Annotated in this window: 10 protein-coding genes; 5 read left to right on the top strand and 5 right to left on the bottom strand. The window is 59.6% G+C overall.

Annotated elements, in window-relative coordinates:
* Position 1: 1 nt before the first annotated feature.
* Positions 2-979: a homoserine kinase gene (locus tag GSQ93_RS11160; RefSeq protein WP_158935711.1), complete on the bottom strand. Its 978-nt coding sequence runs from the start codon at positions 977-979 to the stop codon at positions 2-4.
* 158 nt (positions 980-1,137) lie between these two features.
* Positions 1,138-1,536 (bottom strand): hypothetical protein, encoded by a 399-nt coding sequence (locus GSQ93_RS11155; protein ID WP_158935710.1) that lies wholly within the window; start codon positions 1,534-1,536, stop codon positions 1,138-1,140.
* A 211-nt stretch (positions 1,537-1,747) separates the two neighbouring features.
* On the opposite strand from GSQ93_RS11155, the gene GSQ93_RS11150 reads away from it, so the two are divergent.
* Positions 1,748-3,280: an AMP nucleosidase gene (locus tag GSQ93_RS11150; RefSeq protein ID WP_158935709.1), complete on the top strand. Its 1,533-nt coding sequence runs from the start codon at positions 1,748-1,750 to the stop codon at positions 3,278-3,280.
* A 90-nt stretch (positions 3,281-3,370) separates the two neighbouring features.
* On the opposite strand, the gene GSQ93_RS11145 is transcribed toward GSQ93_RS11150, so the two are convergent.
* Positions 3,371-4,120 (bottom strand): TIGR00730 family Rossman fold protein, encoded by a 750-nt coding sequence (locus GSQ93_RS11145; RefSeq protein ID WP_089160369.1) that lies wholly within the window; start codon positions 4,118-4,120, stop codon positions 3,371-3,373.
* 1 nt (position 4,121) lies between these two features.
* Between GSQ93_RS11145 and polA the strand changes: the two genes are divergently transcribed.
* The 3 genes from polA to GSQ93_RS11130 all read left to right on the top strand — a co-directional run bounded on the left by polA (position 4,122) and on the right by GSQ93_RS11130 (position 9,367).
* The gene (gene polA, locus GSQ93_RS11140; RefSeq protein WP_158935708.1) at positions 4,122-6,860 is read left to right on the top strand and encodes a DNA polymerase I; all 2,739 of its coding nucleotides are present in this window, start codon (positions 4,122-4,124) and stop codon (positions 6,858-6,860) included.
* Between the two features lie 76 nt (positions 6,861-6,936).
* The gene (locus GSQ93_RS11135) at positions 6,937-8,295 is read left to right on the top strand and encodes an NAD(P)/FAD-dependent oxidoreductase (protein ID WP_158935707.1); all 1,359 of its coding nucleotides are present in this window, start codon (positions 6,937-6,939) and stop codon (positions 8,293-8,295) included.
* 196 nt (positions 8,296-8,491) lie between these two features.
* Positions 8,492-9,367 (top strand): dienelactone hydrolase family protein, encoded by an 876-nt coding sequence (locus GSQ93_RS11130; RefSeq protein ID WP_158935706.1) that lies wholly within the window; start codon positions 8,492-8,494, stop codon positions 9,365-9,367.
* 243 nt (positions 9,368-9,610) lie between these two features.
* Here the strand turns inward: GSQ93_RS11130 and GSQ93_RS11125 are convergent, their stop codons facing one another.
* Positions 9,611-10,480 carry a sulfurtransferase gene (locus tag GSQ93_RS11125; protein ID WP_158935705.1) on the bottom strand — a complete coding sequence of 290 codons (870 nt, stop codon included), beginning with the start codon at positions 10,478-10,480 and terminating at the stop codon, positions 9,611-9,613.
* 365 nt (positions 10,481-10,845) lie between these two features.
* Between GSQ93_RS11125 and GSQ93_RS11120 the strand changes: the two genes are divergently transcribed.
* The gene (locus GSQ93_RS11120) at positions 10,846-11,922 is read left to right on the top strand and encodes a hypothetical protein (protein ID WP_216857617.1); all 1,077 of its coding nucleotides are present in this window, start codon (positions 10,846-10,848) and stop codon (positions 11,920-11,922) included.
* On the opposite strand, the gene GSQ93_RS11115 is transcribed toward GSQ93_RS11120, so the two are convergent.
* Positions 11,869-12,975, bottom strand: a complete 1,107-nt coding sequence (locus GSQ93_RS11115; RefSeq protein ID WP_158935704.1) for an aromatic ring-hydroxylating dioxygenase subunit alpha — start codon at positions 12,973-12,975, stop codon at positions 11,869-11,871. The genes GSQ93_RS11120 and GSQ93_RS11115 overlap by 54 nt on opposite strands.
* Between the last annotated feature and the right edge of the window lie 176 nt (positions 12,976-13,151).

Genomic DNA, 13,151 nt, shown 5'->3' with positions numbered 1-13,151 from the left:
ATTAATTACCGTGAACGGGAGGAGGCGCAACTTTGATGCGCTCGCGCAAAATGCGTTCGAAATGGCCGGGATCGTGCGGTTTTAGCATCTCAGCTTCGCGTGGCCGGTAAAAATCATAAAGACGCGATACCCAGAAGCGCAGCGCGCCGGCGCGCAGCATGTCGTTCCAGTGATGCGCTTCAGCCGGCGTGAACGGCCGAACGGTCTGATAGGCACGCAACAACGCGTCGACCCGGGCGATATCCAGCGCGCCGCTTGCCAGATCGACGCACCAGTCGTTCACGCACACGGCGACATCGAAGAGCCATTTGTCGTTGCCGGCGAAATAGAAGTCGAAGAACCCGCCGAGCCGCGTTTCATCGGCTGTTGGATGGGCGAACAGCACGTTGTCGCGGAACAGGTCGCAATGGCACGGGCCTTCGGGTAGCGCCCGATACTCGTCCGATGCAAAAAACGCCGCCTGATGGGCGAGTTCGCCGTTGATCAGCGTGCGCTGTGCGTCGCTCAAATGCGATAGCACGGCGGGCACGTTCTCCTGCCACCACGCGAGGCTGCGCAAATTCGGTTGATGCGTGGGGAAATCCCGGCCCGCCAAATGAAGCCGCGCCAGCATCCGGCCCACTTCGATGCAATGGAGCGGCCCCGGCGCCAGTTCCGGAGCGCCGTCCAGCTTCGTCACGATCGCCGCCGGCTTGCCGTTCAGCGTGCCGAAAAGCGTGCCGTCGCGACGTTGCATGGGGTCGGGTACCGGCACGGCGTGCGACGCCAGATGGCGCATCAAATCGAGATAAAACGGCAATTGCGTGGCCGTGAGGTTCTCGAAGATCGTCAGCACATACGCGCCGCGCGTGGTCGTCAGGAAGAAGTTGCTGTTCTCGATGCCGGATGCAATGCCACGGAAATCGACGGCTTCGCCGAGTTCGTAGTGTTGCAGCCAGTCGGTGAGCTGGGAATCGGTGACAGCGGTGAATACGGCCATGCGGGAGAGCGTCGGTGAGGTTGAACTTGCAGGATGACCGACGGGCGCGTCAGTCACGCGTTGCGTTGCCGAAATACGGCGGCGCGGCGCAGGGCTCAGCGGATGAAACGGGCAGAGGTCACAGGTTGCTGAGCGCTCAACAACCCTTCAATTAACGCTCAGTACGTCAGGTTCCACGATGGCAGGCGCGTGCTGGGCTTGCCGTTATCGCGGACGGTCGGTGACGTGTCGGCAGGCGCGCTCATCTGATAACGCGTGCCGAAATTCGAGCGCACGTTGATTTCGACGGGTTTGCCTTTGTCGCGGTATTCCGTGATTTCGGTGCCGTTCGTGCTCTCTTCGTGATAGCTCGGCAGGCGCGGCGGCGAAATTTCGACCTTCGACGTAACCTGTGCGGCGGGCCGGTTGATGGCCTTCAGGTCCGGCAGCCCGGCATTCTCTTCAGGCGACATGACGTGCGCCGGAGGAGCATCCGTCGCGACGGCCGATTGCGCGTAGGCGCCCATGCTGGCTGCGGCGAGAATGGCCGCGATGGCGACAGATTGAAGCGGCTTCATGATGTTTCTCCAGATGAGTGCCCGAATTTTAGCAAAACGCACTCGCTAAAGGGACGTTGAACCCCGCCTAAAAGCCTTATTTTGCGCTGGTTTCATTGAAAGCGTGTTGGCGCGGTGGAACGTGTTGAAGAAACGCATCGCCGGGAGGGGTGTTCATGGGCGTGTGGTTCTTCCGTGTTAATGTCGATTCATCACAAGAGCGCAGAAGATCATGACAAACGACCGGACTCAAGCAAGCCATTCCACGCCTGCCAACAACTTCCCCACGGAATCTTTCGACGACCCCGTGGCCGCGGTCGCGCGGGTATCGGCAATCTACGAAGCCAACACCTCTTTCCTGCGCGACGCTTTCGCGCGTTATAGAAAGAACGAACCTTTTTCACATCGCGTGCGGGCGTGTTATCCGTTCGTGCGCGTGCGTACCGAGTTGAATACGCAAATTGATTCACGCCGTTCATATGGCTTTGTCGCAGGGCCGGGTATTTTCGAAACCACGCTCACGCGGCCTGATTTATTTGGTCATTATTATCGCGAGCAATTGCGGCTGCTTACCAAGAATCATCATGTCGGGATTGAGGTGGGTGTGTCGGCGCAACCCGTGCCCATTCACTTCGCGTTTGCGGAAGGCATTCACCTGGAAGGCGACCTGGATCGCGACCGGCTGCTCGCCATGCGCAATATCTTCGATATGCCCGATCTCGCGCGGCTCGACGACCGCATTGTGAACGGCACCTACGAACCGGCTCCGGGCGAACCGCATCCGCTCGCGTTGTTTACGGCAGCGCGGGTGGATTTCTCTTTGCATCGGCTGAAGCATTACACCGCGACTGCGCCTACGCATTTCCAGAACTATGTGCTCTACACGAACTACCAGTTTTATATCGATGAATTCGTGAAGCTCGGACGCACGATCATGTCACGCGCGGACGATGAAGAAACCCGGGCGTATAGAAGCGAATATACGTCGTTCGTGGAACCCGGCGACGTGATTACGGGCAACGAGAACCTGGGCGACTCGCAAGAGGAGCAGCAGGGCGTCGCGCCTCCCCGCTTGCCGCAAATGCCCGCCTATCATCTGAAACGAGCCGATGGCAGCGGCATCACCATGGTCAATATCGGCGTCGGACCGTCGAACGCGAAGACGATCACGGACCATATAGCGGTGCTTCGTCCGCATGCGTGGATCATGCTCGGGCATTGCGCGGGATTGAGGAATACGCAACGCCTGGGCGACTATGTATTGGCGCATGGTTACGTGCGTGAAGACCATGTGCTCGACGCCGATTTGCCGCTCTGGATTCCGATTCCCGCCTTGGCTGAAGTCCAGGTTGCGCTGGAGAAAGCGGTCGCGCAAGTGACGAAGCTCGAAGGCATTGATCTGAAGCACGTCATGCGCACGGGAACCGTGGCGAGCGTGGATAACCGTAACTGGGAGTTACGCGATCACCGTGAGCCGGTACAGCGTTTGTCGCAAAGCCGGGCGATTGCGCTCGATATGGAAAGTGCAACCATTGCGGCCAATGGATTCCGTTTTCGCGTGCCTTACGGAACCTTGCTTTGCGTCTCCGATAAACCTCTGCACGGCGAATTGAAATTGCCGGGCATGGCGGACCAGTTTTATCGCGCGCAAGTGGATCAGCACTTGCAGATTGGCGTCAAGGCGATGGAGTTGCTGCGGATGAACGGGCTATCGAAATTGCATAGCCGGAAGTTGCGGGGTTTTGCGGAAGTTGCATTCCAATAGGGCTTTGCCATAACGCAAAAAAGCGGCTCCGAAAGGAGCCGCTCATCGAGCGCATACGTTATTGAAGTTATCGAATCCGCTATCAACCCATCACAGATAGAACATCCGGTCTTCGTCCGACTTGCCTTCGGCCGGCTGTTCTTCCGCGGTCTCGCGGTCTTCATAGAACTGCAGCACCGCTTCGAGCACCTGGTCCGGGTCGTCGATCACTTGCATCAGGTCGAGATCCTTCGCGCTGATCACGCCAGTCGGGATCAGCGTGTTGCGGAACCACGAGAGCAAGCCTTCCCAGAACTCGGCGCCGACCAGCACGATGGGCACATGCCGCGACTTCTTGGTCTGGATCAGCGTCAGCACTTCCGCCATTTCATCCAGCGTACCGAAACCGCCCGGCATGACGACCACCGCATCCGAATTCTTCACGAACGTGACCTTACGCGTGAAGAAGTGCCGGAAACGCAACGAGATATCCTGCCACTGGTTGCCCGACTGCTCGTGCGGCAACTCGATGTTCAGCCCCACCGACGGCGACTTTCCCGCGTGAGCACCCTTGTTGGCCGCCTCCATGATGCCGGGACCACCGCCGGAGATGACGGCGAAGCCCGCGTCAGAGAATTTCTGCGCGATTTCCATGGTGAGCTTGTAGTACGGCGACTCCGGTTTCAAGCGCGCCGAACCATAGATGCTGATGGCAGGGCGGATCTCCGACAGGTACTCCGTCGCCTCGATAAACTCTGCCATAATCGTGAACATCTGCCACGATGCGCGGGCCTTCTTGGCCGTCGCGCGCTCTTGATCTGCGAGCGATCGCAGACTCGGAATCACTTTTCTTTTGTTCATAATGCCTGAAGAACTTAATCTTGAAGGTAAGACCCTGCTATTGGTCGACGGATCCAGCTATCTCTATCGGGCCTACCACGCCATGCCGGATTTACGCGGCCCCGACGGCGGTCCAACCGGCGCGCTGTACGGAATGATCAACATGCTGCGGCGGTTGCGAAAAGACATCAACGCAGAGTATAGCGCGTGCGTATTCGACGCCAAAGGCAAGACATTTCGTGACGACTGGTATCCAGATTACAAGGCAAACCGGGCGTCGATGCCCGAGGACCTCTCTAAACAGATAGAGCCCATCCACGTGATCGTGCGAGCGCTCGGCTGGCCGCTGGTGATGATCGAAGGCGTGGAGGCCGACGACGTCATTGGCACGCTTGCAGTTGCCGCCGAAAAGCGCGGCATGAAAGTGGTCGTGTCGACCGGGGACAAGGATCTGGCGCAGCTTGTGACGAATCATGTCACCCTCATCAACACAATGTCCAACGAGACGCTCGATCGCGCCGGGGTGCTGAATAAGTTCGGCGTGCCGCCGGAGCGGATCGTCGACTATCTCTCGCTCATCGGCGATACGGTCGATAACGTACCGGGTGTCGAAAAATGCGGGCCGAAGACGGCGTTGAAATGGCTTGCACAATACGAAACCCTCGATGGCATCGTGGCACATGCGGAAGAAATCAAAGGTGCGGTGGGAGACAATCTGCGCAAGGCTCTCACCTTCCTCCCCATGGCGAAACAGCTCGTTACCGTACAGACGGAGTGCGACCTGACGGAGCAGATCGTGTCGATCGAGGAAACGCTTCCGGCGCGGCCCGAGGCCCGCGACGAATTGCGCGACCTGTTCACGCGCCACGGTTTCAAGACCTGGCTGCGAGAAGTGGAGATCGCGGACGCGGTGGAAGGTCCGGTCGACACCCCACCTGCTGCGGCCACTGAAATTGAGCGGCATTATGAAACCGTCCAGACGTGGGAGCAATTCGACGAATGGCTCGCGCGCATCAACGCCGCCGAGCTGACTTCGTTCGATACCGAAACGACTGCGCTCGACCCCATGCTCGCGCAACTGGTCGGATTGTCCGTGTCGGTCGAGTCGGGGCACGCGGCTTATATTCCGGTCGCGCATCGCGGGCCGGACGCGCCGCTGCAATTGCCGCGCGACGAAGTCCTGCAAAAGCTTAAATCGTGGCTTGAAGATCCGTCGAAGAAGAAGGTCGGCCAGCATCTGAAATACGATGAACAAGTGCTGGCGAATTACGGCATCGAACTGAATGGTGTCGAGCACGACACGTTGTTGCAATCGTATGTTTTAGAATCGCACCGGCCGCACGACATGGACAATCTCGCGCTTCGGCATCTGGGCGCGAAGACCATCAAGTACGAAGAGGTGGCGGGCAAGGGCGCGTCGCAGATTGGCTTTGATGAAGTGGCGCTGGAGCAGGCCGCGCCCTACGCAGCGGAAGATGCGGACATTACGTTGCGGTTGCATCAGGCGCTTTATCCCCAACTCGCCGATGAAGCGCAATTGCTGAAGGTTTACCGCGATATTGAAATGCCGACATCGCGCGTGCTGCGCAAGATGGAGCGCAATGGCGTACTGATCGACGGCGAATTGCTGCGCGTTCAAAGCGGCCAGATCGCCACGCGCCTGATTCAGTTGGAAGCCGAGGCGTACATGCTCGCGGGCGGCGAATTCAACCTGGGTTCGCCGAAACAGATCGGCCAGATTTTCTTCGAGAAGCTGCAATTGCCGGTGGTCAAAAAGACGCCGAGCGGTGCGCCTTCCACTGACGAAGAAGTGCTGCAGAAGCTCGCTGAAGACTATCCGCTGCCGAAGATTTTGCTTGAACATCGCGGCTTGTCGAAGCTGAAGTCTACTTACACCGACAAGCTGCCGCGCATGGTCAATGCCAGGACCGGCCGCGTGCATACGAACTATGCGCAGGCCGTGGCAGTGACGGGGCGGCTCTCGTCGAATGAACCGAACTTGCAGAACATCCCGGTGCGGACCGCCGAAGGACGGCGGATTCGCGAGGCGTTTATCGCGCCGCCGGGCAGCAAGATCGTGTCGGCGGATTACTCGCAGATCGAGTTGCGAATCATGGCGCATATCTCCGGCGATCCGTCGCTCATGCGCTCGTTCGCCGAGGGCGAAGACGTGCATCGGGCGACTGCCTCGGAGATTTTCGGCGTCACCCCTATCGAGGTGTCGAACGACCAGCGGCGCATCGCGAAGGTGATCAACTTCGGCTTGATCTATGGCATGAGCGCGTTCGGATTGGCATCGAATATCGGCATTTCGCGCGATGCGGCGAAGCTGTATATCGATAAATATTTTCAGCGCTATCCGGGTGTCGCCAGCTACATGGACGAAACGCGCACGAAGGCGAAGCGCGATGGTTTCGTCGAGACCGTGTTCGGACGACGCTTGTGGCTGCCCGAGATCAACGGCGGCAGCGGACCGCGCCGGCAAGGCGCCGAGCGCGCGGCAATCAATGCGCCGATGCAAGGCACGGCCGCCGACCTGATCAAGCTTTCCATGGTCGCGGTGCAGGACTGGCTGGAAGCATCGAAGATTGAAAGCAAGATGATCATGCAGGTCCACGATGAACTCGTGCTCGAAGTGCCCGAAGCCGAGTTGTCCGAAGTCCGCAAGCGCCTGCCGGAGTTGATGTGCGGCGTGGCCAAACTGAAGGTGCCGCTGGTGGCGGAAGTCGGCGTGGGTAATAACTGGGAAGAGGCTCACTGAGCACGTATTGAGCATGTATTGAGCGTGCCGGGTGGCCCATCCAGCTAGTTTTGAATGATGTCATAGGGGAGTTTGAATGCACCGTTTCATCATCGTTGGCGGCGGAGCGGGTGGGCTTGAACTGGCCACGCGTCTAGGTGACAAGTTCGGCAATGCAGACGGCAAACGCACGGCGCGTGCGCAAGTCACGTTGATTGACCGCAATTCCACGCATATCTGGAAGCCGTTGCTGCACGAGGTCGCGGCCGGCAGCATGGACCCGTTCTCGCAGGAATTGCCGTATGCGGCGCAGGCGCGCTGGCATGGTTTCGAGTTCCAGCAGGGCGATTTGCTCGGCATCGACCGGACGGCCAAACGCGTCACGCTCGGCCCCCTTCTCGACGATGAAGCCGGCGAGTTGATGCCGCAACGGGATCTGGAATACGACACGCTGATTGTGGCGATCGGCAGCACGACGGCCTTTTTCGGCGTTCAGGGTGCGCAAGAAAATTCGCTCGCCCTCGATACCGTCGATCAGGCCGAGTTGTTCCGCAAACGGCTGATCGCGGCGTGTATTCGCGCGGAATATCGGGCGCCGGAACCGGCGACGGCGAGCACCGCCGATGCCGGGCCGAGGCAGCCGCGCATCCAGGTGGCGATTGTCGGCGGCGGCGCGACGGGCGTGGAGTTATCGGCGGAATTGCGCAACACGGCGCAAGTGCTGCACGCTTACGGGCTGCACAAGCTCGATCCGAAACACGATATCGGGATCGTATTGATCGAAGCCGGACCGCGCATTCTCCCCGCGTTGCCCGAGCGTGTATCCACCGCGACCGCCGACTTGCTGGACAAGCTTGGCGTCGCGCTGATGACCAGCGAGACGGTGGCGGAGGTATCGCGCGGGTCCATCCGTACGGCGAGCGGCAAGACCATCGCGGCCGATCTGACTGTATGGGCGGCGGGTATTCGCGCGCCGGGCGTGCTCGCGAAACTCGATGGCTTGGCCACCAACCGGCTCGGCCAGTTGATCGTGCGCCGCACGCTGCAGACTGAAACCGATGACAACATTTTCGCGCTCGGCGATTGCGCCGCGTGCCCGTGGCCCGGCGGCGAGAAAGAAGGGCGCAACGTGCCGCCGCGTGCGCAGGCCGCGCACCAGCAGGCAAGTTTCCTGCTGAAATCGCTTGAGCGCCGGCTTGAAGACAAGCCGCTGCCCGACTATACGTATCGCGACTTTGGATCGCTGGTGTCGCTTGGGCATTTCAGCGCGGTCGGAAGTCTGATGGGTGGGTTGATCGGCGGCAACATGCTGATTGAAGGGCTGTTCGCGCGCTTCATGTATCAGTCGCTGTACCGCATGCATATTGCGGCGCTGCATGGCTGGGCGCGCATGGCGCTTGATACGGTCGCTCACTGGCTGCGGCGCTCCACCGCGCCACGCGTCAAGCTCCACTAAAGCTGTTTAGAATGGGCCGCCGGCTTTGCAGCGCAGCGCGCGCTTCAAAGCCGGTTGTCGTGTAGTGATTGCGTAGTCGTTGCCGTGCTTTCGGCTGGCTTTGCGGGCCGGTAGCGCGGCTTACCCATACCGGACGTCTGGTTCGCTAGCACCGTGTGCCAGTGGTCCTTCGCGGCCCATGCCGCTGGAGCTTTGCATGCTTACGCCTGATATTGACAGCCTCGTTCCGCATGTCCCGTTCAACCGGCGCACGTTTATCAAGGCCGCGGTCGGTAGCGGTTTTGCCGCTTGCGTGATGCCGGTGTCCGCGCAAACTATCATTACAGATACCGAAGGTCTGGAAGCCGGCCCGGTCGGGTTCAAGGCCGCCGACGGCACGCTTATTCCCGCGTATCGAGCGCAACCGAAAGGCAAGACGCACTTGCCGGTGATCATCGTGATTCACGAGATTTTCGGCGTGCACGAACATATTGCCGATGTCTGCCGGCGCTTCGCCAAACTCGGCTATCTGGCCGTCGCGCCTGATCTTTATGTGCGCGAAGGCGATGCATCGAAATTCCCGTCGATGCAGCAGTTGAACGACCAACTCGTCTCAAAGGTGCCGGACGACCAGGTCCTCTCCGATATCGACTCGACGGTCGCCTGGGCGGGCGAACATGGCGGCGATTTGCATCGGCTGGGGATCAATGGTTTTTGCTGGGGTGGCCGGATCACATGGCTTTATGCCGAGCGCAATCCGCAACTCAAAGCAGCGGTGGTTTGGTACGGACGTGTGGTGGGGCCAAAGACGCAGAACAATCCGGCGAATCCGCTCGATCTCGCGTCAAACTTGAAAGCTCCGGTGCTCGGCCTGTTCGGCAAGCTGGATCCAAGCATCCCGCAGGACTCGCTCGAGCAGATGAAGCAGGCGATTGCGTCGGGACCGCCGGTGGCGCGTGGCTCGCAGATCGTGGTCTACGACGACGCGCCGCATGCGTTTTTCGCGGATTACCGGCCGAGTTACCGGAAAGCCGATGCGGAAGATGGCTGGAAGCGCGCTTTGGCGTGGTTCAGTGAACATGGGGTGAAGTGAAGGGGCAAGATTGCGGCGGCGCGGCCCGTTCCTAAAACCACACAAGAGCGTGATTGCACCGCTGTTTTCGCCCCAAGCGCGGCGCTTGGCTATTTGCTATGGGCAGCGAGGCACCGCCCATCCCTACTGTTGCTGCTTTCTCCACGCCTGGCAGAGAAAAAACGCAAATTCTTGCAAGGCGCGGAGGGCTAGTTTCCCACCCGCACCGCTGCGCACTCTTTCACCCCTGGCAGAGCAACAGCCTTAAGCCGTCGCGCCCGTTACCACCGGCCGCGATGCATCCGCGCACCATTCGCTCCATGATCCCCCGTAAAGTGCCGCACCATGCAGGCCGGCGATTTCCATCGCCAGTGCGTTGTGACAGGCCGTCACGCCCGAGCCGCATTGCAGCACCACCCGATCCGGCGATGTCGCCCCGAGCAGCCCGCTAAATGTCTCCCGCAGCTCGTGCGCGGTTTTGAAGCGGCCATCGGCGGTCAGGTTGTCCTTGAAAAAGCGGTTCAGCGCGCCTGGAATATGGCCGCCGACCGGATCGAGCGTCTCGTTCTCTCCGCGATACCGGTCCGCCGAACGGGCATCGATCAGTACATGGTCATGCGTGCTCAGGTTGCGCACGACGGCGTCGACGTCGAACGTGACGGCCAGCGGCGCGCCCGCCTTGAACGTGCCTTCGGATTCTTCTGGGGTAGCCGTGTCGAGGGGCTGGCCGGCTGCTTGCCATGCGTTGAGGCCGCCGTCGAGCAGGGCGACCGAATCGTGCCCGAGCCAGCGCAATAGCCACCACAGACGTGCCGCGTACATGCCGCCCTGGGCGTCGTAGGTCACGACTTGCTGGCCTTCCTTCAGGCCCACGCGCTTGAGTGCGGCGACCAGTGCCGTGCGTTCCGGCAGCGGATGGCGGCCGTTCTTGCCTGTCTTTGCGCTCGACAAATCGCGGTCGAGATGCAGATAGTGCGCGCCCGGAATATGTCCTGCCGCGTAGGCGGCTTGCCCGGCTTCGGGGGCGGCTAGGTCAAAGCGGCAATCGACGATAAGCACGCTACCGGGCGCGGCGGCGAGGCGTTCGACAAGATTGGTCGCGGAAATAAGCGTGGTGTGGTGCGTGTGCGGCATGACAGCTCCCGGAGCGAACGCGCGGCTTGGTAGGCCGAGGGACGGCGCGTCGCGGTAGTTAAGTTTCAAGTCTAAACAAAAACGACAAGGGATTGAGCACATCGTCAATGTTTGTGTCTGCTAGTCGCTCGGAACGGCCAGTTCGTGGCGCTATGCCGCCTGACGCGCGTTGGGGTATTTAAAAAAATCATGACTGGATTAGGACATTTCGCGTATCGAGGTCCGTCCTTCGTCGCCAGTATCAATCAGCGCGCAACTGTTCCGGCGCGGGCAATCCATGCGCGTAACGCGTTCGACACCGGGCTTGCTCCGAGTCGAGCGTGCCACTTCACGTTACGCAACTAGCCGAAAACCAAGGATTGCGAATGGCGTCAAAATCACCCGGTGTTCCCACCACTCCCGTTATAAACTCCGGCTCAATGAGCAACCACGAACAATTCCACGTCGTCTACGACGGCCCGGCGCTCGACGAGCACCGGATGAATGTCCGCGACCTTGCGCCCGCGCTCGTCGCCATCGCCGATTTGTTCTCTGCGGCGAATACCGAACTCAACGGCAATTCCGCGGATGTCCGCGTCGAGGTCAAGGGCAACTTCAAGTCGGGTTCGTTCCAGATCGAATTGATCTTCACGCAGGCGCTGCTTGTTCAACTGCGTGACATGTTTGCCAGTTCGACCGCGACAGCGGTGTCCAACGCTTCGGCCATTTTGGCGGTAGTCGGTCTTGTCGGTGGAGGTGGTCTCATCGGCTTTCTCCGGCAAATGCGTGGTCGCCGCCCTGAACAGGTTGAAGACAACGGGGAATCCTTCAGCGTCTGGATGACGGAAACTGAGGTGATGGAGGTTTCGAGGCCGGTTTTTCGGCTTTATAAAACGCGAGCAGTACGCGTTTTCTTGCAAAAGGCGCTGTCTCCGCTCGAACTTGACGGCATCACGAGCTTTGGCGTGGTCCGAGGCAACGATATCGACTTGGACATCGAGAGCGCGGAACTGGCGGCGTTCGTCTTTTCGGATGAGCAAGAGGATGTGGTCTCTGATTCCACTACGAGAAAGATGTTGCTGATCGAGTCGGTGACATTTAAAGACCAGAACAAATGGCGTGTACACGATGGTCAGTCGGCGTTCTTTACCGCCATGGATGACAGCGAGTTCCTGAAGGAAGTCAACGCAGGCGAGCGCTTCGGAAAGGGCGACGTGCTTGTAGTGGATCTTCAGCAAATCCAGACCGTGGCCAACGGCACCCTACGCACGGAGTTTCGCATCCTGAAGGTCTACGAGCATCGCGCGCCGTTGCAGGCCGTATTGATCTATGTGCAGCCGAAAAAATGCCCATCAATACGCGATGGGCATTTCCTTTTCAAGGCCTGCGTTGGTGACCTAGCGATCCCCTCAAATCTCGCCCAACTGCCGTCGCAAGAACTCATGGAAGTGCTGCATCCCTGACTCCATCGGGCTCTGATACGGCCCGACTTGCGACTCGCCGCGATTCATCAGCGCGCGCCTTCCGGCGTCCATGCGCTCGGCGATCTCGTCGTCCTCGCTCGCCGTTTCCATATACGCCGCCCGTTCCGCCTCGATGAATTCACGCTCGAACAGTGCGATTTCCTCTGGATAATAGAATTCGACGATATTCGTCGTCTTCTGCGGGCCTTGCGGAATCAGCCACGACACCACCAGCACATGGGGATACCACTCGATCATGATGCCGGGGTAATACACCATCCAGATCGCGCCGAACTCGGGCGGTTTGCCGCCACGAAAGCGCAGCACTTCGTCGTGCCACTTGCGGTACGTCGGGCTGCCCGGCTTTTCCAGGTTCTTGTGCACGCCAACCGTCTGAACGCTATACCAGTCGCCGAATTCCCACGTCAGGTCGTCGCAGGAAACAAAGCTCCCCAGACCCGGATGGAACGGTGCGACGTGATAATCCTCGAGGTACACCTCGATAAAGCTCTTCCAGTTGTAATTGCACTCGTGCACTTCGACGTGATCGAACATGAAGCCCGAAAAGTCGAAATGTTTCGCCGGGCCGAGCTTCGCCAGATCGGCGGCAACGTCGCGGCCGCTGGACTCGAACAGCAGTCCCTGCCAGTTCTGCAACGCAGATTTACCGAGGTTGAGGCACGGGTTGTCAGCGAAATGCGGCGCGCCGAGCAACTGGCCGTCGAGGTCGTAAGTCCAGCGGTGTAGCGGACACACAATGTTCTCCGCCGTGCCCCGCCCGTTGAGCATGATGGCCTGGCGGTGACGGCACACGTTGGAGAGCAACTCGATTTCGTCCTGCTTGTTACGGACGAGCAGACGCCCTTCGCCTTCGCCGGGCAAAGCAAAATAACTTCCCGCCTCGGGCACCATGAGTTCATGGCCGATATAGCGGGGACCGCGTTTGAACAGCGTGTCGATTTCGCGCTTGAGAAGCGCTTCGTCAAAGTAAGCCGTGACTGGCAACTGACTGTGGATGGCGTTCAGTTGCAATGCATTGCTCAGATTGGACATTCCCACTCCCGTGAAGACGTGAAAGCAGTGAACAACCCAACCATCGAAAATTCGATTTAGGGAGCCCGCGATTATACCGAAAACCCCATCAATGGGGCACCTAGGGCCTTGATTTGGGTCAACTCCTGCTGAGGAGTTCCGCAAGGCGACACCCTTTCTCCACTTTTTCAGAGATA

This window comes from Burkholderia sp. S171 (genome assembly GCF_009766085.1).
Classification (GTDB): Bacteria; Pseudomonadota; Gammaproteobacteria; order Burkholderiales; family Burkholderiaceae; genus Caballeronia.
This window is presented reverse-complemented; position numbering and strand designations above follow the sequence as displayed.